Source organism: Dechloromonas sp. ZY10 (assembly GCF_041378895.1).
Taxonomy (GTDB): domain Bacteria; phylum Pseudomonadota; class Gammaproteobacteria; order Burkholderiales; family Rhodocyclaceae; genus Azonexus; species Azonexus aquae.
The window spans coordinates 2,490,368-2,513,081 of sequence record NZ_CP144212.1; the positions used below are offsets into that span (position 1 = coordinate 2,490,368).

Consider the following 22,714-nt stretch of genomic DNA (forward strand, 5'->3'; position numbering starts at 1 on the left):
AGCCTTGCGGTAGCCGCCCCTCACCTCAGGTTTTTGCTCCCCGATGACCCACCTCCCTCTCCCCCCCACCGACGACGGCATGGATGCCTGGTACGCCAGCGCCCCCGGCTGTTACGCGCTGGCCTGGGAGCAAGCCGCGATCGACGGCGCAGTCGCCGATGTTTTCGGCTACAACGCGGTGCAACTGGGACTACCACAGCTGGCCGGACTGCGCGGCAGCCGCATTCCGCTGCGCCAGATCGCCGGCGAACCCGGCCATGCCCCGGGGCGTTTCGACCTGATCTGCGACTTCACCGCCCTGCCCTTCGCGGCCAACAGTCTTGACCTGGCGATTCTGCCCCACACCCTGGAATTCGCCGATGACCCGCACCAGATCCTGCGCGAAATCGAACGCGCCCTGATTCCCGAAGGACGGCTGCTGATCACCGGCTTCAATCCCTACTCTCTATGGGGAGCGCATCGCCGGCTGACCCGCAGCCAATGCTACCCTTGGCACGGCCACTACCTGTCGGCCGGGCGTCTGACCGACTGGCTGAAATTGCTCGGTTTCGACGTCGACCGTGGCAGCTTCGGCTGCTACGCCCCGCCGCTCAGCCAGGAAAAGTGGCTGCGCCGCTGGCAGTTTGCTGAAGGCCTGGGGCCCCGCTGGTGGCGCTTCTGTGGCAGCGTCTACCTGCTGCAGGCGATCAAGCGGGCGCCCGGCATGCACCTGATTACCCCGCCCTGGCGTCGCAGCAAGCTGCGCGCCAAGGCCTTGCGCCCGGTGGCGCAACGCCGCTTACACAAGGAAAACACCCTGGAATGACCACCCCGAACCCAACCGACCCTCTGATCGAAATCTTTACCGACGGCGCCTGCAAGGGCAACCCCGGCCCCGGCGGCTGGGGCGCGATCCTGCGCATGGGCCCGCACGAGAAGGAACTGTGGGGCGGCGAAAAGGAAACCACCAACAACCGCATGGAACTGATGGCCGCGATCCAGGGCCTGAGCGCGATGAAGCGGCCGATCGTCGGCAAGGTGTACACCGACTCGCAATACGTGCTCAAGGGCATCAGCGAATGGATTCACGGCTGGAAGCGCAACGGCTGGAAGACCGCCGACAAGAAGCCGGTAAAGAACGCCGACCTCTGGCAGCAGCTCGATGCGCTCGCCCGCCAGCACAAGCTGGAGTGGATCTGGGTCAAGGGCCACGCCGGCCACCCGGAAAACGAACGCGCCGACGCCCTCGCCAATCGCGGCATCGACGAACTGAAGAAAGCCTGACCACGATGCGCCAGATTGTCCTCGATACCGAAACCACCGGCATCGACCCGCGCCAGGGTCACCGCATCATCGAAGTCGCCTGCATCGAGATGGTCAACCGCCGGCTGACTGGCCGCCATCTGCATAAATACATGCACCCCGAGCGCGACATCGACGAGGGTGCGGCCAAGGTGCACGGGATCACCCTCGAATTCCTCGCCGACAAGCCCAAGTTCGCCGACATCGTTGATGAACTGATCGACTTCATCAGCGGCGCCGAGTTGATCATCCACAACGCGCCCTTCGACATCGGCTTCCTCAACGCCGAATTTGCCCGCCTCGACCGGGTGCCGATCGAAACCCTGTGCAATGGCGTGATCGACACCCTGAAGATGGCGCGCGAGCAGAATCCGGGCAAGCGCAACAGCCTCGACGCACTGTGCGAACGCCACGGCATCGACAACTCCGGGCGCACCCTGCACGGCGCGCTGCTCGATACCGAACTGCTCGCCGACGTGTACCTGGCAATGACCCGTGGTCAGAACGCGCTGATGATCGAACCCGACGATGGCCCGGTGCTCAGCCTCACCGCCGACGGCAAGCCGCGCGTGCGCAAGCCGCTGGTGGTGGTGCGTCCGAGCGAGGCCGAACTCGCCGACCACGACCGCGTCCTCGCCGCCATCGACAAGGAAACCAAGGGCGGCTGCCTGTGGCTGCCCAAGGCGCCGGAAGACGCTCCGGCCGCCTGATCCGTGCCCCAAGACACCGCCGCGCCCGCCTGCCGAAAGAAGCCCATGCCCACCCCGCTTACCGTCGCTCAACGCGCTCCGGCGCAAGACCTGCTCGATTTCATCGACGCCAGCCCCAGCCCCTGGCACGCCGTCGCCACTTGCAGTGCCCGGCTCGAAGCCGCCGGCTATCGCCGCCTCGACGAGGGCGAACGCTGGTCGCTTGAGGCCGGCGGCCGCTATTACGTAACCCGTGGCGACGCCTCGCTGATCGCCTTCCGCCTCGGCCGTGCGCCGCTGGCCGAAGCCGGCCTGACCATGATCGGCGCCCACACCGACTCGCCAGGCCTGCGCGTCAAGCCGCGTCCGGCCGAAGACGTCGCCGGCATGCGCCGGGTCGCGGTCGAGGTTTATGGCGGCCCGATCCTGGCCACCTTTGCCGACCGCGATCTCGGCCTCGCCGGCCGGGTTTATGTGCGCGACGGCGCCGGCGGCCTGCGCAGCCAGCTGGTGAACTTTGCCGAGCCGCTGCTGCGCCTGCCCAACCTGGCGATCCACATGAACCGCGAGGTCAATGAAAGCGGCCTCAAGTTCAACAAGCAGAACGAATTGCCGCTGCTGCTCGGCGTCGCCGACGGCATCCCGGCTGACGACGCCTTCCGCGCTTTGCTTGCCGAACGCGCCGGTGTCGCCGGCGCGGATTTGCTGAGTTGGGAGCTGGTCGCCAGCGATACGCAAAAAGGCGTTTTTTGGGGTGTCGACCGTGAATTTGTCGCCAACAGCCAACTCGACAACCTCGCCTCCTGCCACGCCGCGCTCAGCGCCCTGCTCGCCGACGAAGACGCGGCCAAGCAGCAGGCCACCTGTGAGCAAAGCGCGCTGGTCGCTTTCTTCGACCACGAGGAAGTCGGCAGCGAAAGCGCCGGCGGCGCCGGCGGCAGCTTCATCGCCGACCTGCTGGCGCGACTGGCGCTCAGCCAGCAACTCGACGCCGAGGATCAGCGGCGAATGCTGGCCAGGAGCTTTTTCATCAGCGCCGACATGGCGCACGCCTGGCATCCCAATTTCCCCAATGCCTACGAGCCCGGCCACCGCGTGCTGGTCAATCACGGCCCGGTGATCAAGCACAACGCCAACCAGCGCTACAGCACCAACGCTGCAACCGCCGCCCGTTTTGCCGAGTTCTGCCGCCGCGCCGGCGTGCCCTGCCAGCACTACGCGCACCGTACCGACCTCGGCTGCGGCTCGACCATCGGCCCGATAGTCGCCGCCCAGCTCGGTATTCCCAGCGTCGACATCGGCAACCCGATGTGGGCAATGCACAGCCTGCGCGAAAGCGCCGGCGCCCTCGATCACACGTACATGATCGCCGCGCTGCGCCAGGCGCTCGCCGGCTAAACCTTTCCCCAGAGCCACCGATGCTGGTCCTCGATCACGTCTCGATTGCGGTTCCCGACCTCGCCGCCGCCCGCCCTTTCTACGATGCGATCATGGCGGCGCTCGGCGTCGAGAAAGTCTATGATCGCCCCGACGCGCTCGGCTACGGCCTGCGCTGTAACGCCATCGAGGATTTCCACTCCTGCCTCGCAGTCTATGCCGCCGCCGCAGCCACCAGTGACGACCGTCGCCACTGGTGCTTCAAGGCCAGCACCCGCGCCCAGGTTCGCGCCTTCCATGCCGCCGGACTGGCCCACGGCGGTCGCGACAACGGCGCCCCCGGCCTGCGTCCGCACTATCACGCCGACTACTACGGCGCCTTCCTCCACGATCCAGCTGGTAACCGGGTCGAGGCTGTCTGCCATCGGGGCGAGTAAAGTGAGTAGCACCGCGATCAGCGCCTTGCCCCAATTGCTGGCCAGCCTGCAGCCGGAGCTTTGTCCCGGGGTATATGTCTATGCCACGCTGCCGCTGACGGCTGATCCCCAGCCCTATACGCCGCTGGCGACGATCCGCGAAACCGAGGCGCTGACCGTGATCGTGCCCGAAGCCGTCGCCGAGCAGGCCGGGCTGCCGATTCATTTCCGCTGCGCCTGGATCACCCTTCGTGTGCACTCCGACCTCGCCGCCGTCGGCCTGACTGCCGCTTTTGCCAATACGCTGGGAGCCGCCGGAATCAGTTGCAATGTACTCGCGGGAACCTACCACGATCATTTGCTGGTCCCGGTCGCCAGCGCGGAAGCCGCCTTGTCCGCATTGCAGCGCCTGCAGTCCGAAGCTGCCGCCGAAACAAAAACGGGCGAAACCCGGGCAAGCGCCTTCTGAAGGCTGCCGCGAGCGCTGCTTTTACGGCCTGCGCACGGTCGACCGTAAAATTCCGGAAAAATGGCCGGACTCAGGGTTGTGCAGCCGTTTCGGCGGCAGCTCGCCCCTGCGTCAGATAGGCGTGCAGCAAGGTGTACAGACTCTCCGGCGCAAACGGTTTGGTGACAAAAGCATCCATGCCGGCTGCCAGACAGTGCCGCCGGTCTTCGGGGAAGGCGTTGGCCGTCATCGCGACGATCGGCATCCTGGCCAGCCCGAGTTCCTCGCGAATGCAACGCGCCGCTTCAAGCCCGTCCATTTCCGGCATCTGCATGTCCATCAGCACCAGATCGTAGGTCGCAGCCTTCAGACGCTCCAGGCAGGCTTTGCCATTGTCGGCCGTATCGACCAGCAAGCCTGCCTCGCTGAGGATTTCGCTGGCGATCTCGCGGTTGATCGCTTCGTCATCAACCAGCAACACCCGGAGCCCCTGACAATCGCGTCGTAACCCGGCAAGCGCCGAAACCGGAGACAAGGCCTCAGCGGCCAGGCAGCCCTCTGCGCCCGACAGATCGGTCCGCGTCAGGGCTTCGCGCAGCATCGTCACCGACAAAGGCTTGAGCAGCACTTCGGAAAAACCGGCACGCGGCGCATCGTCAAGAATCGACTGATCACCGGAGGCGGTGACCAGCCAGCAACGCGGCGGCGGGTCCAGTGCCAGGGCCCGGATCGCGGCCAGGGTTTCGAAACCGTTCATGCCCGGCATCTGGAAATCGATCAGGATCAGTGCATACGCCTGTCCGGATGCCGCCGCCAGACGGATTGCTTCCACCGCTGCTTCGCCAGCCGGCGAATCATCACAATTCAGCCCGGCAGCCCGCAGCAATTGGGCATGCACCAAGCGGCACACCGGCGTATCGTCGACCACCAGAGCCCTTGCTCCCGACCATACCGGTGGCAAGGCTGGCTCCGCCAGCGGGTCCTGGCAGCGGAAACGGGCACTCATCCAGAAGGTGCTGCCCACCCCCGGGCTGCTCTCGACTCCGGCGGCCCCGCCCATCATCTCTGCCAGACGGCGGGTAATCACCAGACCCAGACCAGTACCACCGTACTGGCGAGTGGTCGAACTGTCTGCCTGCTGGAAGGCCTGGAACAGCCGCGACAGGGCTTCAGCCTCGATTCCGATGCCATTATCCTCAACCTCGAACTGCAAATACAAACTCTCGCGATGTTCCTCCAGAACCCGAACGCGCAACGTAATCACGCCTTCCTCGGTAAATTTGACCGCATTACCAAGATAATTCAGCAGAGCCTGGGCCAGACGGGTCGCATCGCCAAGCAGAACCCTTTCGCCGATCGCACAATCGATAACCAACTGCAGCTTCTTGGCATGAACCCGGTCAATCACCATGCCGGAAACCCGCGTCAGGACAGACTCGAGGGTAAACGGCACCGCTTCGAGCACGATTTTGTTGGCCTCGACCTTGGAGAGATCAAGAACATCGTTGATCACCCCGAGCAAGTGATCGGCCGCCGCTGAAATCTTGTCCAGCCGCGCCAGTTGCTCGGGATTGGCAATACCCTTGCGCAGCAGGTAGGCCATCCCGATGATGGCATTCATCGGAGTGCGGATTTCATGGCTCATATTGGCCAGAAAGGCGCTCTTGGCCTGATTCGCCGCTTCGGCCTGCAGCTTTGCCTCATGCAACTGGGTTTCAACGGCCTTGCGCTCACGAATATCCCGGATAAAGGCAAAAAATTCCCCAGCGCCCGGCGTATCGGCCGCCGCCCCCAGATAATACAAAGTCACCTCCACCGGGATAGCCTCGCCCTGTCGGGTCAGGTTTACCGTTTCAAAGGAAGCGACACGCTGCTCGCGTAGCGAGCGCACAGCCTCGGAAAAGTCGTGGGCGGGAAAATTCGGGTCGATATCCGGCACCGACAATTGCAGCATTTCCCTTTCCCCGTAGCCAAGCATTTCGGCCGCCACCCGGTTAACGTAGCGCAGCCTGCCGCTGGCAGCATCGACCCGATGTACCGCGATCCCGACCCGATCCATTGCAAACTGGATCAGTTCCAGCCGTTCCAGGGTTTGGTTCTTTTCCCGCCAGACACGTTCGCTGACGCGGACCAGCCGTCCGCCGAAGAATCCGAACAAAGCCAGCGCCAAAATGCTGATCCCCAGCAAGCCGTGCCAACCGGACAAGACCCGTTGATACTCACGACCAACGAACACGGTGAATCCATAAGCCGGATGGCGGCGATAGGAATAGATGCGCCGAACCCCATCGGCTGCGCTGGTACCGCTATCGTAGCTGCCGGCATCGGGCGTTGCCTGAAGCATCGCCTGAGCCGGCAAGGACAGCGCCTGATCGCCAACCTTGACCAAGGTACCGTCCTTGGCACTGCGGGCAACACTGTGCCAACCAGCGTCGCGCAGCTCGATGACGCTACCGCTGTCGAGTTGAATCTCCTCGAACAAGCGCACCAGATCATCGATGTAAATCGAAGCGTAAACCACCCCGGCAAACTGGCCATCTGGGGTTTCGTAGCGACGGGCCGCCAGCCACAGCCAACGTTGCGAAATCTTGCCGAACACCGGCGCCGGCATCAGCAGCCCGGCCGCCGGGTTATCGCGCAGTTCGCGAAAATAATCACGGTCACCCAGGCCAAGCGGCACCGCCGGCAGACCGCGCCCATAAATCACCACGCCCTCGCGATCGCTGGCCCGCAACAAGCGGATATGCGGAAACCGCTCCTGTTGCCGCTGCATGAAACTCGACAAGGCCTCAGGATCCACCCGCCCTTCCTGCAACTGGTGCTCGATCTCATCGACCGTCACCTGCAAAGCGTAATCCATGCCTTGCAACATGCTGCCCAGGGTCTGGCCAACCGAATCGGCCAGGGTTCTGGTCTCCAGTTCGGTATCGGCCAGGGCCCGCTCGTATTCGACCCGTAGAAAGGCCATGCAGCCAAGCACGCAGGCCAGGAAGAGCAGCCAGAAACCCTGCCACCAACCGATTTTCTTTTCACTCATGCCTGCCCCCCTGCCCTCTCCTGAGGCCGCCCCGCGTGAGTCGCCACTCCAGCCGAGGAACTTGAGGGGAACTGTAGACTGCTGCGAATACGAATAAAACTAGCAGAAATGACAGGCTGCAGCCGCTACACGAAGGTCAGACCAGACGCCGGCTGACTGCGGCGAGTGTGGTCAGGCACGGGATTTGTATTGTCGGCCGAGCCAACTGAACGGCCTTTTTCGCTGTTCAGCCGGTACCGGCCGCTGCTGCCGGCAGCCAGCACAAAAGCCCCCGCCCAGCCCGCATCCGGCCAGCCGGCAAGTGGAGTTCCGGGTGCCGGTCTGGCGCCGCGTTCTGCAATTGCCGGGCAAACTCTTCCAGTCGTTCGCTATTCGGCGGCTGCCAGCCAAGCTGGCGCAGACGGTAACGCAGCAGATTTTTCAAGCGCGCCAGCGGTAGTTGCCGCAACGCCGGCCAGCGCGCGCTGTCACCATCGGCGACCGTGGCCCAGTCGAGTTCGGCCAGTTGATCGAGCAGTTCGCCAGCTTCGGCACAATGCGCGGCGCTGCGCGCCAGTGCGGCTTCGGCAGCAGGAAAGCGACTGCCGAGCAGCGGCAGCAATTCGTGGCGCAGATGGTTGCGACTGAAGGCGGTATCGGCGTTGCTCTCGTCCTCGATCCAGCGCAGGCCATGCGCCTGCGCCCAGGCCTCGATTTCACTGCGGGCGCTGGTCAGCAAAGGTCGCAACAGCGGTCGGGAATGAAACACGCGCTGCGCCGGAATACCTCCCAGACCAGTCACCCCGCTACCGCGTAACAGGTTGAAAAGCAGGGTTTCGGCCTGGTCGCCGCGATGCTGGCCGAGCAGCAGGGCATCGGCGGCAAAGGCGTCGAGGGCGGCGGCAAAGGCCTGGTAGCGCGCGTTGCGGGCGGCGGCTTCGAGTCCTTCGCCGTGCGGCGCCACGGCCACGCGGCTGATTTGCAGGGGAATCGCCAGTTCGGCACAGAGGGCGGTGCAATGCTCGGCCCAGGCATCGGCATTGGGCGACAGGCCGTGATGCACATGCACGGCACAGAGTTCATAGCGTGGCCGCAGGACGGCCAGCAGATGGAGCAGGACCGTCGAATCGCAACCGCCGGAGAGCCCGACACACAGCTGGGGTGCGCCGGCTCTGGCAGCGATTTGCCCGGCCAGGCGGTCGGCGAGAAAGTCGCCGACGCGCCTTGCCAGATCAGGCGGCGGACTGTTCCGTGTAGCGGCCATAACTCATCAGCCGCTGGTAACGGGTGGCCAGCAATTCCTCGGTGGTCAAGCCCGCCAGGCGATGCAACGCGGCTTCGAGCGCCGCCTTGAGGTTGCGCGCCATCGCCACGTGATCGCGCTGGGCGCCGCCCAGCGGCTCGGGGACGACGCGGTCGACCAGGCCGAGATCGTGCAGGCGGTCGGCGGTGATGCCCATGGTTTCGGCGGCAACCGAGGCCTTCTCGGCGCTCTTCCACAGGATCGAGGCGCAGCCTTCCGGCGAAATCACCGAATAGGTCGAGTATTGCAGCATCTGCACGGTGTCGCCGACGGCAATCGCCAGCGCGCCGCCGGAACCGCCCTCGCCGATGATGGTGACGATCACCGGCACCTTGAGCTCGGCCATTTCGAACAGATTGCGGCCAATGGCCTCGGACTGGCCGCGTTCCTCGGCGTCGATCCCGGGATAGGCGCCGGGGGTATCGACAAAGGTCATCACCGGCAGGCCGAACTTCTCGGCCAGCTTCATCAGGCGCAGCGCCTTGCGATAGCCTTCCGGACGCGGCATGCCGAAGTTGCGGTAGATTTTTTCCTTGGTGTCGCGGCCCTTCTGATGCCCGATCACCATCACCGGATGACCGTTGAAGCGAGCCAGGCCGCCAACAATCGCATGGTCATCGGCAAAGGCACGGTCGCCGTGGAGTTCCTGGAAATCGGTGAAGATGTGCTGCACGTAATCGAGCGTATACGGACGCTGCGGATGACGGGCCAGTTGGGCCACCTGCCAGGGGCTGAGGTTGGCATAGACCTCGCGGGTCAGTTGCGCGCTTTTGGCTTCCAGCTGGGTGATCTCGTCGGCGAGGTCGACCGCCGAGTCCTCCTGCATGGTGCGCAGCTCTTCGATCTTGGCTTCGAGATCGGCAATCGGTTGCTCGAAGTCGAGAAAAGTGTTCTTCATGGCGTACTCACAGCAAAATTTGTCGCGGATTTTACCGCAAAGGACGCCGCTTGCCCTGCCACTCGCCGCCGGCCCCACTGCGCCCTCCGGCTGGAATTGCACCGACCGGGGGCAGAAAGCGGTGCTTTGCCGGCACGTAGCCGGCGCATTCGCCGTCGTTACCCAGGATTCTCGCCACCAGCAAAGATTTCCCCGGGATAAGCGCTCGCGGGTAAAGCAAGAGGCACTCAGGCAAAAAACCCGCCATTCACGGTCGACCATGGCACAGGGCAAAAATGTCGAGCCCCGGACTTGCGCAACAACCGGTTGGCGCGCTAAATAAGGCGCCTTGCTTTCATCGCGAACAGCCCATGCCCAGCCTGATCCTGCACAGCGACCGTCTCGAACTGTGCCATCCCGAAGCCGCCGACTTTCCCGAGTTGCACGCCATCCTGGCCGACCCGGAAACCATGGCCCAGGCCTTTGCCGGACAACCGCTGAGCGAGGCCGCCGCCCGCGATTTTTTCCGCGACCACTTCGACTGGACTCGCACCGGCCGCCGGGCAGGCGTTCTGCGTTGCCGGGGCGGGGCGGAAATCATCGGCTTTGCCGGCCTGCTCCCTTGTAGCGCACTCGGTGCAGACGACTACGAAATCGGCTTCGTCCTCGCCCGGCGCCACTGGGGCCGTGGTTACGCGCAGGAAATCGGTCACGCCCAACTGGCCTACGGCTTCACCCAACTCAACTGTCCCCGAATGCTGGCGCAGGTCGCTCCGGACAACCTCGCCTCGCGCAAGGCGCTGGAAAAACTCGGCATGCACCTGCACGGCAGCACGCCGCACCCGCTCCGGGGCGAACGCCTGATTTACCTCAAGCACCGCCCGCCCGGCTGCTAGCGGCTAATACTCCACCGGCACCGGATCGAGACTGCGCCACAAATACCAGGTAGCGACCGAGCGCCAGGGTCGCCAGCGCTGGCCCAATTCGACCAACTCGGCCCGCGTCGCCTTGTCGCGATCAAGGTAGTGCCGGCCGACCGCACGCTGCAAGCCGATGTCGTCCAGCGGATAGACATCGGGACGCATCAGGTTGAAGATCAGGAACATTTCGGCAGTCCACCGGCCAATGCCACGCACCGCCGTCAGTTCGCCAATGATCGCGGCGTCGTCAAGTTGCGGCCAATGCCCGGGATCGAGTTGGCCGGAGACAAAATGCCCGGCCAGGTCAAGCAGGTATTCGCGCTTGCGCAACGACAAACCGCAGCCATCCAGCCCAGCAAACCCGAGCGCCAGCAAGCGTGGCGGCGCAACCTCGCCAACCTGCGCGACGAAGCGTGCCCAGACCGAATCCGCAGCCTTGACTGAAATCTGCTGCCCGACTATCGAACGCGCCAGCGTCCCGAATACGTCGCCGCGCGATTGCAGGCTGACGCCGGGATAGGTAGCGATCAGCCGGGCCAGCACCGGGTCGGCGTCACTCAGTTCGGCACAGGCTGCGCGCCAATACGCAGGTGGCATTTTGCACCCAGATCAAAGCAGGAGCCTGCATTTTCCCGCATTTTCACGGTCCACGGCACATTGGCCGAAAAACTTGGCATCCCCGCGATAAGACGATAACGCTGCGCGTCATTCTCCGTTTACCCGCACAGACGCCAGCAGTTAAGTTTGCTAGGATCGCGCAAAAAACTGAATGATTAGCCATGAACGAACGGCACTACCTGTTCATCCACCCTCTGCTGGCCACCGACGAAACCTGCGCCGGCTACCGCTGCGACCTGCTGCCCGGAACCGACGCGGCACCGTTGCTGGCCGAACTGACCGCCGACCCCAACTGGGCAAAGTTTCCCCTACAGGCGCTCTGGCTGGCGCCGGCGATACCGCTGTGCGACAACCAGCCACGACTGACCCCGGTGTTCGTCGCGCCGCCGGAAGCCGAGGCCGACTGCCAGCGCCTGGCACTGCTGCGCCAGGCCGGACGCAAGACCGTGCTCGCACTGCAGCCCGGCCAGCCGCTGCCGGGCGCCGGCAACTGGGATTACCTGCTGCTACGCTGCGGCCATGCGCGAACCCTGCCACCGCTGTCTTTGCTCGGGCTCTCCGCACGCAGCACGCTGATCGCCAGCGAGGTTTGCTCGCATGCTGACCGCGACTGGGTACAGAAGAACGGCTTCACCCTGTGTTCCTGCGAGTACCTGCTGACGCGGTCCGCCAACGGCAACCGCGCCGACACCGTGCGTACCCGGCTGCTCCGGCTGCTCGCGCTGATCGCGGAAGACGCCAGTACCGGCGAACTGGAGGCTGTTTTCCGCCAGGAACCGAAGCTGTCGTACAGCCTGCTGCGCCTGGTCAATTCCGCTGCCGTCGCGCCGCGCGTGCCAATCGCCAGCTTCGGCCAGGCGATCAATCTGCTCGGCCGGCGCCAACTGCAACGCTGGCTGCAACTGCTGGTCTATGCCGACCCGGACAACGGCCAGCGAGCCAACCCCTTGCTGATCAAGGCGGCTGCTCGCGGCCACCTGATCGAAACGCTCAGCCGCGACCTCGAACTGCCGGCAGAACTTGAGCATCCGCAGGATGCGGCTTTCATGGTTGGCAGCTTTTCGCTACTTGATGTCCTGCTCAACCGGCCACTCCCAGAAATCCTCGAACAGTTGCCCCTGGCGACACCGGTCCGCGCTGCGCTGGCGGAACAGCAGGGAACGCTGGGGAAATTGCTGGCAGCGATCCAGCATGCCGAAAGCGGCGAACTGGAACAGGCCGAAAACCTGCTCGGCACGCTTGGAATCGAACCTGGCGGCCATCTCGCTGCGCAACTGGCCACCTTGCACTGGGCCGGCAGCATCCAGCTCAGCGCCTGAGGCGGCGCCCACCTCAACCGAAGCGACCGCTGAGGAAAGGATTGAACTGGCGCTCTTCGCCAAAGGTGGACTGCGGCCCATGACCGGGAATGAAGCTGACTTCGTCGCCGAGCGGAAACAGCTTGTCCTTGATCGAGCGGATCAGCGTCTCGTGGTCGCCGCGCGGGAAGTCGGTGCGCCCGATCGAGCCCTGGAACAACACGTCGCCGACCTGAGCCAACCGGCTCGGCGCATGGAAGAAGACGACATGGCCGGGGGTATGGCCAGGGCAGTGCAGCACGTCGAGCTCGACTTCGCCGAAACGGACCTTGTCGCCATCCTTGAGCCAGCGCGTCGGCACAAAGGGCTGTGCTTCGGGGAACCCGAACATCCGGCTTTGCTGCGCCATGCCATCGATCCAGAACCGGTCTTCGGCATGCGGCCCCTCGACTGGTACGCCGGTCCGCTCAGCCAGCGCGTGCACCGCCCCGGCGTGATCGATATGGCCGTGGGTGACCAAGATCAGCGCCAGGGTCAGGCCTTCCTGCTGCAAGGCATGCAGAATGCGGTCGATGTCGCCGCCGGGGTCGATTACCGCGGCTTGACGGGTTTGCTCGCACCAGAAAATGGTGCAGTTCTGTTCGAAGGGAGTGACGGGAACGACGAGATAGCGCATAGCCCAACCTTGGTGCCGAATCGGAAGCGCGAAACTTTACCAGATAAGCCGGCGCGCTTCGTACCGCCACCACGGCCAAGCGGTCTGCGATAGCCGCATCGCATGCAGTACATCGGTTATCCTCGTCAGTAGCGACATAAACACATAACTCGAATCATGTCCCCGCCCAAATCGCTCGGCTTTCAGCGCCAGATCGTCCTCCCGGTCGTCGCTGCCATCGCACTGCTGCAAGCCCTTACGCTGTTCAGCTTCGACCGCTACCTGGATACGCAGATGACCCTGCGCATGACCCAGCTCAGCACCCAGGTCCGCAGCGGCTGGCACAATCTGGAGGCCGACAGCAGCCGTCAATTGGCGTGGTTCGCTGCCGAAGCTGCGGCCATGCCCGAGTTGCAGCAGGCGATGCGCCAGGGCCACCCCACCCGCCTGCTGGCCCTGAGCCAGGAGCGGCTGCGAACCCTGAACCATGCGTTCGGGATCAGCCATTGGTATTTCATTACCCCGGAACACAAGGTCTTGCTGCGAGTCCACGCGCCACTCAACGCCGGCGACCTGATCGAGCGCAGCACGCTGAAACAGGCCGCCAGACTGCAACAGCCATTCACTGGACTGGAAATCGGCCGCACCGGCGTCCTCACCCTGCGCCACGTTCGCCCCTGGCATGACACCTCAGGCCAACTGCTCGGCTACCTCGAACTGGGTACGGAAGTGCATTGGTTCGCCAACAAGATCAAGGAGAATCAGGGGGTGGATATCGCCTCCGGCCTGCGCAAGGAGTACAGCAATGTGGAAGATTTTGCACTGGGCAAGCGCACTTTCAACTTCAGCGGTAACTGGGACAGTTACCGCGATCTGGTCATCCTCAACCAGACCCAGGCGGAACTGCCGCCGCCCCTGATCACTGCCTGGCAAGCTCATCTGCAAGGCAGCGGCAGCGGCGCACAATTGCTGCGGGAAGCGGACAACCACTGGGCCGTCGATTTTGTCGACATCCCCGACACCGATGGCCGACCGGCGCTCTCGCTGGCCGTGCTGCTCGATCTCAAAGCTCAGACGCAGGCACGGACGCACGATCAGATTCTGCTTTTGCTGCTCACCATTGCTCTAGGCATTCTGCTGGCATTCGCCCTGTATTGGCGAGTCCGGCAAATTGAAACGCGGGTCGCTGCAGCCGAATCCGACCGGGTCCGGCGCGACCAGGCCACCCAGGTCAAATACGCGGTAGCGCACGCCCTGCAGGAATTCGACCTGCCCTTCGCCAAGCGTATCGACCATGCACTGGCGGCACTCGGCCAGATCGAAAGCCGACATCCGCAAGGCGGCTTCTGGCTCGCAGTCCGGGGGATCGACACCGAGCAGCAGAGTTTCCTGCACGGCGAAGCCCTGTGGCAGGAATGGAACGACCTGCAACCGGGGGATCACGTCCGCGTGATTGAGCACTGCAGCTTGCGCGAACCGGCCCACGGCCATTATCAGATCGCTCTGCGACACGGCCAGGAAACCTTAGGGTCGCTGGTCGTCGACACCGTCTGCAATCCGGCCAGCGATACGGTCACCCTGGAAACCCTGGCCCAGATCGGCGACATCTTCGCGCTGGCGATCATCAACGAACGCACTGCCGGGCTGCTACTCAAGGCCAAGCTGAAGGCGGAAGCGGCGAGCCGGGCGAAAAGCGATTTCCTGGCCAACATGAGCCACGAGATTCGCACCCCGATGAACGGCGTGATCGGCATGTCGCAATTGCTGCTCGACACCAAACTCGACGACGAACAGCGCGATTTCGCGACCATCGTCAAAAACAGCGCCGAATCGCTGTTGACCGTGATTAACGACATTCTCGACTTTTCCAAGGTCGAAGCCGGCAAGCTCGACATCGAGTACATCGACTTCGATTTGCCGCAGGCGATCGGCCATACCGTCGACACGCTGGCGATCAAGGCCGCTGAAAAAGGCTTGGAACTGATCTGCGACATCGCCCCCGACGTACCGCAACGGGTCCGCGGCGACCCCGGCCGGCTACGCCAGATCCTGCTCAACCTGGCCGGCAACGCGATCAAGTTCACCGCCCGCGGCGAAGTTGCGATCAGTGTCCGTAACGGCGCGAAACAGGAAAACGGACAGTTGCTGACCGTTGCCGTCCGCGATACCGGGATCGGCATCTCGGAAGAACAACGCGAACACCTGTTCCAACCGTTTTCGCAGGCCGACAGCTCGACCACCCGCCGCTTCGGCGGCACCGGCCTGGGCCTGTCGATCGCCCGGCGGCTGGCCGAATTGATGGGCGGCGATATCCAGGTCGCCAGCACCGAAGGCGTCGGCTCGACCTTCACCCTGTCGCTGCAGGTGTTCCCGCCGGAAGACGCGGGCCCGCGCAGCGCCCTACCCCACCCCATCGACCTCAACGGCTGCCGCGTTCTGGTGGTCGACGACAACCAAACCAATCGCCGCCTGCTCAAGCGCCTGCTGCGAAACTGGGGCTGCCTGGGCAGCGAAGCCGCCTCCGGGCGTGAAGGACTGCGCCTGCTGCAAGCGGCGCAAGCCGACGGGCAGGCCTTCGAAATTGCGCTGCTCGATATGAACATGCCGGAAATGGACGGCGAAACCCTGGGCCGGCTGATTCACGGCGATCCGGCACTGGCAGCAACCAAGCTGGTGATGCTGACCTCGGTCGCACTGCGCGGCGATGCCAGTCGCTTTCACGAGGCCGGCTTTGCTGCCTATCTGACCAAGCCGCTGAAAGAAGAGAACATCCGCCGCTGCCTGGCCATGCTACGCGCCAGCGAACCGCAAACCACGACCGCCCCGCAGCCGCTGATCACCCGCTACACCCTGGAAGAAAATTGCGGCGGCCGGCGTATCCTGGTGGTCGAGGACAATCCGATCAACCAGAAGCTGGCGGTTCTGCTGCTGCAAAAACAGGGGCACACCGCCGAGTTGGCCGAAAACGGCGAGATCGCCCTGGCCCGGCTGGCGACCGAAGATTTCGACCTGGTCCTGATGGATTGCCAGATGCCGGTCCTCGACGGCTTCGAGGCGACCCGCCGGCTGCGCCGCGACGGCCAGGTCCGCAATCCGCAGATCCCGGTAATCGCAATGACCGCCAACGCACTCGAAGGCGACCGCGAGCGCTGTCTGGCAGCCGGGATGAACGACTATCTGACCAAACCGGTACACCAGCAACACCTGCTTAAGCTGCTTGCCGCCTACCTGCCCGGCTAAGGCATTTCTGCCATTTCTGGCATGAATATCGCTTTATTCTGCTTAGTCGATTCACCGGCCACGATCCGCTACACAGCGGATGCGGAGGTTTCGGCTTACTGATGAATAAACGGAACCGATCATGCTCGACCACCCCCTGCCCGAACTCGAAGACTGGATTTTGCTGTTCTCCAACAACAGCCTGCCGGTACTGCGCGTCACCAAACGCCGACTCGAAGAGATGCGCGAGAACCTGGACGCGGTCGATGTGCGCGAACTGGCGCGGGTGATCCTGCAGGACCCGATCATGACCGTGCGCGTGCTCGCCTACATCCAGCCGATGCGCGGTCGCTTCCTGCAGCACGACATCACGACCATCGGCGGCGCCATCCTGATGGCCGGGATCGAGCCCTTCTTTCATCGTTTCGAAAACCTGCCGACGATCGAGGAACAACTGCACGACCAGGATCCGCACGCCCTGCTCGGTGTCCTGCAAGTCATCCGGCGCGCCCAGCGGGCCGCCGATTACGCACAGGACTGGGCGATCCGCCGCCAGGACATCAACATGGAAGACGTACGGATCGCGGCGTTGCTGCACGACCTGGCCGAAATCCTGGTGTGGTGCTTTGCGCCCAAGCTGGGTTTGATGATCCATCAGCTGCAGGTGCTTGAGCCAACCCTGCGCAGTGCCGATGCGCAAAAGCGGGTACTCGACTTCACCTTCCTCGATATTCAGTTGGCACTCTGCGGCGTCTGGCACTTGCCCGAACTGCTCAAGACCCTGATCGACGACGACCATGCCGAACAGGTGCGGGTCCGCAACGTCACTCTGGCGGTGCGCCTGGCACGCCATTCGGCCCACGGCTGGAACGACCCGGCGCTGCCCGACGACTACCGCGACATCGGCAAGTTGCTCAATACCACGCCGGCAACGGTCTGCCGTCGCCTGGGGGTCGACGTGCCGGCGCAATTTGCCGAACAGGACGACGAGGACACTCCGGCTCAGCCGCAGTAACGCAGGTTGGTCCAGTCAAGCAACAACTCCGGCATCTGGTAGGCGGCAAAAGCTGCCGCCAGCACCAGTACCAGCAAGGTCGCGGCGATACCGGCGATCAACCAGCGCCAGCGCCGCTGCATCACGCCGCCTGCCGCTGCAGCGGCTTTTCATTGATCGGCAAAGAACACAGGGTCGCCAGCAGCGACAGCCCGACGGCGATCATCCAGGCCAGATCGTAGGAACCGGTCTGGTCGAAAATGCGACCGCCCAGCCAGGCGCCGAGGAAGCTGCCCAACTGGTGGCCGAGGAAGACGATCCCGGTCAGCATCGACATGTAGCGCAGGCCGAAAATTTGCGCGACCAGCCCATTGGTCAGCGGCACCGTACCCAGCCAGAGCAGGCCCATTGCGGCGGCAAAAACCCAGGCGCTCACGGTCGACAGCGGCACCAGCATGAAAATCACGATCACCACCGCCCGCAGCCCGTAGATCAAGGCCAGCAGGTTTTTCTTGCTGCAGCGGCCGCCGCCCCAGCCAAACAGGAAAGAGCCGAAGATATTGAACAGCCCGATCAGCGCCACTGCCGTCATCCCGACGTTGGCCGAGAAACCGGCATCGACCAGGAAGGACGGCAGATGCAACATCACGAAGGCCGTCTGGAAGCCGCAAACGAAATAGCCCCAGAACAGGTAGTGAAAGCTTTTTTGTCCGCTGGCTTCGCGCAGTGCTTCGCCAATCGACTGGCCGCTGCTCGCCGCCGGGCGGTGGCCGTCGGCCAGCGCATAGGCCAGCGGTGCGATCAGGCCGGCGCCAGCACCGAGCAGCACCAGCGCACTCTGCCAGCCGTAGGTGTTGATCAGCATCTGTCCGACCGGGAGCACCGCGAACTGCCCGAAAGAACCGCCGGCACTGGCAATCCCCAGCGCCAGGCTGCGCCGTTCCGGCGTGGTGTGGCGGCCGATCACCCCCATCACCACCGCAAAAGTGGTGCCAGACAAACCCAGGCCGATCAGCACCCCGGCCGACAAGTCAAACGCCAGCGGCGTGCTGGCTTGCGCCATCAACACCAGGCCGATGACGTAGAGCACGGCGGCCCCGGCAATCGTCTTGCCAGCGCCGTGGCGGTCGGCCAAAGCCCCGGCAAAAGGCGAGGCCAGTCCCCAGACCAGGTTCTGGATCGCAATCGCAAAGGAGAAGGTCTCGCGACTCCAGCCGTGCGCCACCGTCATCGGCTGCAAGAACAGGCCGCCGTTGTGGCGAATGCCCATTGACAGCGTCAGGATGATGCAGCCGGCGACCAGGATCAGGAACGGGGTACGCCAACCGGCGTTGGGAGTAGAGCTCATCGGAATTCGGTCCGCCAAACAGTCAATAGAAGGGACTTGGGCAACGCCGTTCAGCCAGCGTTCCCGGCTTTGGCTTCGAGCACTTCCCAGCGTTCGAGCAAGGCCAGCAATTCGTCGTCAATCGCGGCCAGCCGCTCGGCCGCCTGTTGCGCCCCTTGCGGGTCGCGCTGATAAAGCGCCGGGTCTTCGAGCTTCTGGCTCAGCGCAGCTTGCTCGGACTCCAGACCGGCGATCTTGTCGGGCAGCCCTTCCAGTTCGCGGCTTTCTTTCCATGACAGTTTGTCACCCTTCGGACCGGAATTTTTCGCCGCATTTTGACCGTTTTCCACGGTCGACCGTGAATTTTGCCGATTTTCCGCCTTGGCGGCCTCGTCCTTGCGCTTCTGCTCGCGGGCGAGCTCTTCCTCACGGGCACGGCGGGCAGCACTCCATTCGGCCCATTCGGCATAACCGCCGACCTGCTCGCGCCAGATCCCGTCGCCTTCGGCAGAGATGGTCTGGGTCACCACATTGTCGAGGAAGGTCCGGTCGTGGCTGACCAGGAAAATGGTGCCTTCGTAGTCCTGCAACAGCTGTTCGAGCAGTTCCAGGGTTTCGATGTCGAGGTCGTTGGTCGGCTCGTCGAGCACCAGCACGTTGGCCGGCTTGGCGAACAGACGGGCGAGCAGCAGGCGGTTGCGTTCGCCGCCGGACAGCGAACTGACCGGCGAACGCGCCCGCTCGGGCGCGAACAGGAAATCTTCGAGGTAGCCGATAACATGCTTCCTGGCACCGCCGATCTCGACGTAGTCGGAGCCCGGCGAGATCACATCGGCGAGGCTGGCGTTGGGGTCGAGCTGGGTACGGAACTGGTCGAAGTAGGCAATTTCGAGCTTGGTGCCCTGACGGATGACGCCGCTGTCGGCCTGCAACTCGCCGAGGATCAGGCGTAGCAGCGTGGTCTTGCCGGCGCCGTTGGGGCCGATCACGCCGATCTTGTCGCCGCGCTGGATGCGCGCCGAGAAATCGCGAACGATGGCACGTTGACCGTAGTTTTTATGCACATGCTCCAGTTCGGCGACCAGTTTGCCGCTCTTGTCGCCGGCGTCGAGCTGCAACTGCACCTTACCCATCTGGTCGCGGCGGGCGGCGCGCTCGGCGCGCAGGCGGTCGAGCCGCTGGACGCGGAAGACCGCGCGCGTGCGCCGGGCTTCCACGCCCTTGCGAATCCACACCTCTTCTTCCTTGAGCAGTTTGTCGGCACGGGCATTGGCCAATGCCTCCTCGTGCAGCATCGCCTCCTTGCGCTCCTGATACTTGCCAAAGCTGCCGGGAAAGCTGGCTAGCTGGCCGCGATCCAGTTCGACGATGCGGGTGCACACCCGCTCCATGAACGCCCGGTCGTGGGTAATGAACAGCAGCGTGACGCCGGATTCGATCAGCAGGTTTTCCAGCCATTCGATGGCGGCGATGTCGAGGTGGTTGGTCGGCTCGTCGAGCAGCAGCACCTCCGGCGCCACCGCCAGCGCCTGGGCCAGCGCCAGGCGCTTTTTCTGGCCCCCGGAAAGGCTGCCGACCCGCGCCTCGGGATCGAGGCCGAAACGCGCGATCACCCGCTCGGCCTGCGCTTCGTAAGCCCAGGCGCCGCATGCTTCAAGTTCGTGCTGTAGCTCGGACATGCGCGCCAGCAGGGCCTCGCTGTCACCGCCTTCGCTCAACTGGTGCGAAACCGCGTGATACTCGGCCAGCAGGCGCGAGGTTTCGCCCATGCCGGAGACCACGGCGGCAAACACCGTCGCCTCAGGATCAAAGGGCGGCTCCTGCGGCACATAGCCGACACGGATGCCGGGCTGGGTCCACACTTCGCCATCGTCGAGCCGGCCACGTCCACTGCCGGCGGCCAGGGCGGCCAGCAGCGAGGACTTGCCAACGCCGTTGCGGCCGATCAGCGCAACCCGCTCGCCAGGATCGAGCTGGAAATCGGCATGATCGAGCAAGGGCACATGGCCGAAGGCTAGACAGGCATTGGCAAGACGCAGATAGGGCATGGCGATCGACCGCTCACAACAAGATCATGAAAAAAGCGGCGCCCCAGAGGACGCCGCTGACTGGATGGGGGCGATTTTAACAGCCTGCGGTGCTGGCCCGACGCCCCACAAACAAGGCTTACACCGAGAATCGGGACAACCGCGCCTGCAAATCGCTGGCCAGCTGCTGCAATTGCCCGGCCCGCTCGCGGTTGAGAGCCGCCCGTCCGCTATTGCCTTCGGCAACCTGAGCCACGGCACCGACCAAGCGGGAAATTTCCTGACTGGCTGTACTTTGCTGGCGAGTGGTGTCGGCGATGTCATGCACCACGCCCACGGTCTGCTGCGCATGGGTTTCGATACCGGCCAGCGCTACCCCGGCGGCGCGAGCCAGATCAACGCTGTCGCGCATGCTGCCACTGACCGATTGCATGCGCGACACGGCCCCCGAGGTCTCACTCAGGATCGCCTGTACCGTCGCCGCGATCTCCTGAGTCGACAACGACGTGCGCTCGGCCAGCTTGCGCACCTCATCGGCCACCACCGCAAAGCCGCGCCCCTGCTCACCGGCGCGAGCCGCCTCGATGGCGGCATTGAGCGCCAGCAGATTGGTCTGATCGGCAATCTCGCGAATCACACCAACCACATTGGAAATCTGCTGCGACCGCTCACCCAGCGCCTCGATCAGCTCGGCAGACTCGCCAATTTCGGCAGCCACACGGATCAACTCCTGCTCGGTTCGCGCCACCACTTCGCGGCCACTGACCGTGACCTGGCGTGCATCCTCGGAAATGCGCGCCGCCTCGCCCGCATGGTCGGCAACCTGGGCAATGCTGCCCGACAACTGATCGACCGACGCGGCAATGCCGTTGGCCGACTGCGAAGCCTGAGCCGAACTTTCGAGCGCAGCCCCTGCGGCCTCCTGCAGTTCTTCGGCAGCGCCATGCAATTTTTGCGAGGTTTCGGCAACTCCGGCAACCAGTTCGCGAATCTGTACCGCCATGCGGCTGAAAGCCAGGGAAATCACCTCCACTTCATTGCGGCTATCTGCGTCAACCGCAGGCAAGGCGACCCGCAAGTTGCCCGCGCTTAATGCCTCGACCCGCTCGACCAGGACCGCCAGACCGCGCAGGCGCGTCGCGATCAGGAAGCGCACGACAATCGCCAGCAATAGCGCAGCCCCGACGCTGACCAGCAGGACCATGTTGCGCAATGCCTTGCTCTCGTCGAGGTATTCATCGACCCAACTGCCGGTAAACACGGTCCACCCCCAGGCTGGCGAAGTTGCGGCATAGATCAGCTTCTCGCGCAACAGCCCTTCGGCCTCGGGCAGAACATAGCGATCGGCACCGTTCTTCCGGATCAGCAACTCACCAATACTTTGCTTGACCACGGCCGGAGCATCGATCTCGGCCAGGCTCTTGTCCTGGAACCTGGGATGCTGCACGAATTCGCCGCCCCCCTTGTCATCGGTAGCCCGCACGATGAAGACATAACCGGTCTTGCCTGCAACGATCTGCCCGAACTGGCTGCGCAAGCGCTTGAGCTCGCTCTCCAGCGACAATCTGACCGAGTACGCCCCCCAGGCTTTCCCCGCCGGATCGCGCAGCACCTTGACCGTACTGAAGAAATAGCGGCCGCCGCGAATCGCCAGCCCCTGGTAGTCCTGCCCGGCGAGCACAGCCCGCGCCACCGGATCACCATCCGGCAAGGGAACCCCGTGCATCGGCTTGCCGTCCTTGTCACGCAACAAGGTCGCCAAGCGGTACACCTTGCCTGCATGCAGCACCAGGAATGCCCCCTCCTCGCCAGTCTGCTGACGAAATGCCGCCAGCAGGCGTTCATTGCCATTCAGCAGTTCACTGCCCAGGCGAACCGGCGGCAGTTCCACCTCACCGGTCTTGACCTGGCCCGCCCCCGGCTCCGGTACGCCACCCAGATATTTCAAAAAGAAATCCGACTGCCGCTCGCCGCGCGCTTTGACCGACTCAAACAAGGCATCAAGCGTCGAGGCCATCAATTCGGCCTCGTGCTTCAAATTCTGTTCGGCCACGCTCAACGCTGCCCGGCTGGCCCGCTGCTCGATCAACCAGACCATCCCGCCAAAGACCAACAGCATCGCCAGCAAGATCACCAAAATCAGCTGCTGGGCCAAAGGTCGCTGCACAAAATGATGTTTCATACGCCCCCCGCAAGATTCAACATTTAATCAAGTAATAATATTTCAATCTGCCACGCCCTGCCGATAA

General features: G+C 63.9%; 19 protein-coding genes. 10 read left to right on the forward strand and 9 right to left on the reverse strand.

The window, feature by feature from the left end:
* Positions 1-43: 43 nt before the first annotated feature.
* The 6 genes from VX159_RS11305 to VX159_RS11330 are packed head-to-tail and all read left to right on the forward strand — an operon-like array spanning position 44 to position 4,232.
* Positions 44-805: a class I SAM-dependent methyltransferase gene (locus VX159_RS11305; RefSeq protein WP_371322993.1), complete on the forward strand. Its 762-nt coding sequence runs from the start codon at positions 44-46 to the stop codon at positions 803-805.
* Positions 802-1,263, forward strand: coding sequence for a ribonuclease HI (rnhA, locus tag VX159_RS11310; RefSeq protein WP_371322994.1), 462 nt, complete (start codon positions 802-804; stop codon positions 1,261-1,263). Before VX159_RS11305 ends, rnhA begins: the two co-directional genes overlap by 4 nt.
* Before the next feature lie 5 nt (positions 1,264-1,268).
* A complete protein-coding gene (gene dnaQ / locus VX159_RS11315) occupies positions 1,269-1,991 on the forward strand; it encodes a DNA polymerase III subunit epsilon (protein WP_371322995.1) in 723 nt (240 codons plus the stop codon).
* Between the two features lie 45 nt (positions 1,992-2,036).
* The gene (locus tag VX159_RS11320; RefSeq protein WP_371322996.1) at positions 2,037-3,368 is read left to right on the forward strand and encodes a M18 family aminopeptidase; all 1,332 of its coding nucleotides are present in this window, start codon (positions 2,037-2,039) and stop codon (positions 3,366-3,368) included.
* Between the two features lie 20 nt (positions 3,369-3,388).
* A complete protein-coding gene (locus VX159_RS11325) occupies positions 3,389-3,784 on the forward strand; it encodes a VOC family protein (RefSeq protein WP_371322997.1) in 396 nt (131 codons plus the stop codon).
* 1 nt (position 3,785) lies between these two features.
* Positions 3,786-4,232 (forward strand): ACT domain-containing protein, encoded by a 447-nt coding sequence (locus VX159_RS11330; protein WP_371322998.1) that lies wholly within the window; start codon positions 3,786-3,788, stop codon positions 4,230-4,232.
* Between the two features lie 70 nt (positions 4,233-4,302).
* Here VX159_RS11330 and VX159_RS11335 read toward each other — a convergent pair whose 3' ends face one another.
* From VX159_RS11335 to VX159_RS11345, 3 genes are all read right to left on the reverse strand, one after another.
* The gene (locus tag VX159_RS11335; RefSeq protein WP_371322999.1) at positions 4,303-7,248 is read right to left on the reverse strand and encodes a response regulator; all 2,946 of its coding nucleotides are present in this window, start codon (positions 7,246-7,248) and stop codon (positions 4,303-4,305) included.
* 226 nt (positions 7,249-7,474) lie between these two features.
* Complete coding sequence (tilS, locus tag VX159_RS11340; protein ID WP_371323000.1) at positions 7,475-8,491, reverse strand: tRNA lysidine(34) synthetase TilS; 1,017 nt, start codon at positions 8,489-8,491, stop codon at positions 7,475-7,477.
* Positions 8,460-9,428, reverse strand: coding sequence for an acetyl-CoA carboxylase carboxyltransferase subunit alpha (locus VX159_RS11345; protein ID WP_371323001.1), 969 nt, complete (start codon positions 9,426-9,428; stop codon positions 8,460-8,462). The genes tilS and VX159_RS11345 overlap by 32 nt, the downstream gene beginning before the upstream one ends.
* Positions 9,429-9,778: 350 nt before the next feature.
* On the opposite strand from VX159_RS11345, the gene VX159_RS11350 reads away from it, so the two are divergent.
* Positions 9,779-10,303: a GNAT family N-acetyltransferase gene (locus tag VX159_RS11350; protein ID WP_371323002.1), complete on the forward strand. Its 525-nt coding sequence runs from the start codon at positions 9,779-9,781 to the stop codon at positions 10,301-10,303.
* 3 nt (positions 10,304-10,306) lie between these two features.
* Here the strand turns inward: VX159_RS11350 and VX159_RS11355 are convergent, their stop codons facing one another.
* Positions 10,307-10,924 carry a DNA-3-methyladenine glycosylase gene (locus VX159_RS11355; RefSeq protein ID WP_371323003.1) on the reverse strand — a complete coding sequence of 206 codons (618 nt, stop codon included), beginning with the start codon at positions 10,922-10,924 and terminating at the stop codon, positions 10,307-10,309.
* Positions 10,925-11,106: 182 nt separating this feature from the next.
* Here VX159_RS11355 and VX159_RS11360 point away from each other — a divergent pair, with 182 nt between their 5' ends.
* Positions 11,107-12,264: an EAL and HDOD domain-containing protein gene (locus VX159_RS11360; protein WP_371323004.1), complete on the forward strand. Its 1,158-nt coding sequence runs from the start codon at positions 11,107-11,109 to the stop codon at positions 12,262-12,264.
* A 13-nt stretch (positions 12,265-12,277) separates the two neighbouring features.
* On the opposite strand, the gene VX159_RS11365 is transcribed toward VX159_RS11360, so the two are convergent.
* Positions 12,278-12,919, reverse strand: a complete 642-nt coding sequence (locus tag VX159_RS11365; protein ID WP_371323005.1) for an MBL fold metallo-hydrolase — start codon at positions 12,917-12,919, stop codon at positions 12,278-12,280.
* 156 nt (positions 12,920-13,075) lie between these two features.
* Between VX159_RS11365 and VX159_RS11370 the strand changes: the two genes are divergently transcribed.
* Together VX159_RS11370 and VX159_RS11375 are read left to right on the forward strand one after the other, a co-directional pair.
* Positions 13,076-16,138, forward strand: a complete 3,063-nt coding sequence (locus VX159_RS11370) for a response regulator (RefSeq protein WP_371323006.1) — start codon at positions 13,076-13,078, stop codon at positions 16,136-16,138.
* 121 nt (positions 16,139-16,259) lie between these two features.
* A complete protein-coding gene (locus VX159_RS11375; RefSeq protein ID WP_371323007.1) occupies positions 16,260-17,132 on the forward strand; it encodes an HDOD domain-containing protein in 873 nt (290 codons plus the stop codon).
* On the opposite strand, the gene VX159_RS11380 is transcribed toward VX159_RS11375, so the two are convergent.
* The 4 genes from VX159_RS11380 to VX159_RS11395 all read right to left on the reverse strand — a co-directional run bounded on the left by VX159_RS11380 (position 17,120) and on the right by VX159_RS11395 (position 22,647).
* A complete protein-coding gene (locus VX159_RS11380; RefSeq protein WP_371323008.1) occupies positions 17,120-17,254 on the reverse strand; it encodes a hypothetical protein in 135 nt (44 codons plus the stop codon). The two genes, VX159_RS11375 and VX159_RS11380, sit on opposite strands and share 13 nt — an antisense overlap.
* On the reverse strand, positions 17,254-18,459 hold the full coding sequence (locus tag VX159_RS11385) for an MFS transporter (RefSeq protein ID WP_371323009.1): 1,206 nt from the start codon (positions 18,457-18,459) through the stop codon (positions 17,254-17,256). Before VX159_RS11385 ends, VX159_RS11380 begins: the two co-directional genes overlap by 1 nt.
* 50 nt (positions 18,460-18,509) lie before the next feature.
* Positions 18,510-20,486 (reverse strand): ATP-binding cassette domain-containing protein, encoded by a 1,977-nt coding sequence (locus VX159_RS11390; RefSeq protein ID WP_371323010.1) that lies wholly within the window; start codon positions 20,484-20,486, stop codon positions 18,510-18,512.
* Between the two features lie 118 nt (positions 20,487-20,604).
* Positions 20,605-22,647 (reverse strand): methyl-accepting chemotaxis protein, encoded by a 2,043-nt coding sequence (locus VX159_RS11395; RefSeq protein ID WP_371323011.1) that lies wholly within the window; start codon positions 22,645-22,647, stop codon positions 20,605-20,607.
* Between the last annotated feature and the right edge of the window lie 67 nt (positions 22,648-22,714).

What these genes read in the sequence shown, in the direction of transcription:
- VX159_RS11305 (WP_371322993.1), top strand. Translation starts at nt 44, where the DNA reads ATGACCCACCTCCCTCTCCCCCCCACCGACGACGGCATGGATGCCTGG.
- rnhA (WP_371322994.1), top strand. Translation starts at nt 802, where the DNA reads ATGACCACCCCGAACCCAACCGACCCTCTGATCGAAATCTTTACCGAC.
- VX159_RS11345 (WP_371323001.1), bottom strand. Translation starts at nt 9,428, where the DNA reads ATGAAGAACACTTTTCTCGACTTCGAGCAACCGATTGCCGATCTCGAA.
- VX159_RS11325 (WP_371322997.1), top strand. Translation starts at nt 3,389, where the DNA reads ATGCTGGTCCTCGATCACGTCTCGATTGCGGTTCCCGACCTCGCCGCC.
- VX159_RS11355 (WP_371323003.1), bottom strand. Translation starts at nt 10,924, where the DNA reads ATGCCACCTGCGTATTGGCGCGCAGCCTGTGCCGAACTGAGTGACGCC.
- VX159_RS11365 (WP_371323005.1), bottom strand. Translation starts at nt 12,919, where the DNA reads ATGCGCTATCTCGTCGTTCCCGTCACTCCCTTCGAACAGAACTGCACC.
- VX159_RS11390 (WP_371323010.1), bottom strand. Translation starts at nt 20,486, where the DNA reads ATGCCCTATCTGCGTCTTGCCAATGCCTGTCTAGCCTTCGGCCATGTG.
- VX159_RS11360 (WP_371323004.1), top strand. Translation starts at nt 11,107, where the DNA reads ATGAACGAACGGCACTACCTGTTCATCCACCCTCTGCTGGCCACCGAC.
- VX159_RS11395 (WP_371323011.1), bottom strand. Translation starts at nt 22,647, where the DNA reads ATGAAACATCATTTTGTGCAGCGACCTTTGGCCCAGCAGCTGATTTTG.
- tilS (WP_371323000.1), bottom strand. Translation starts at nt 8,491, where the DNA reads ATGGCCGCTACACGGAACAGTCCGCCGCCTGATCTGGCAAGGCGCGTC.
- VX159_RS11385 (WP_371323009.1), bottom strand. Translation starts at nt 18,459, where the DNA reads ATGAGCTCTACTCCCAACGCCGGTTGGCGTACCCCGTTCCTGATCCTG.
- VX159_RS11320 (WP_371322996.1), top strand. Translation starts at nt 2,037, where the DNA reads ATGCCCACCCCGCTTACCGTCGCTCAACGCGCTCCGGCGCAAGACCTG.
- VX159_RS11380 (WP_371323008.1), bottom strand. Translation starts at nt 17,254, where the DNA reads ATGCAGCGGCGCTGGCGCTGGTTGATCGCCGGTATCGCCGCGACCTTG.
- VX159_RS11370 (WP_371323006.1), top strand. Translation starts at nt 13,076, where the DNA reads ATGTCCCCGCCCAAATCGCTCGGCTTTCAGCGCCAGATCGTCCTCCCG.
- VX159_RS11335 (WP_371322999.1), bottom strand. Translation starts at nt 7,248, where the DNA reads ATGAGTGAAAAGAAAATCGGTTGGTGGCAGGGTTTCTGGCTGCTCTTC.
- dnaQ (WP_371322995.1), top strand. Translation starts at nt 1,269, where the DNA reads ATGCGCCAGATTGTCCTCGATACCGAAACCACCGGCATCGACCCGCGC.
- VX159_RS11350 (WP_371323002.1), top strand. Translation starts at nt 9,779, where the DNA reads ATGCCCAGCCTGATCCTGCACAGCGACCGTCTCGAACTGTGCCATCCC.
- VX159_RS11375 (WP_371323007.1), top strand. Translation starts at nt 16,260, where the DNA reads ATGCTCGACCACCCCCTGCCCGAACTCGAAGACTGGATTTTGCTGTTC.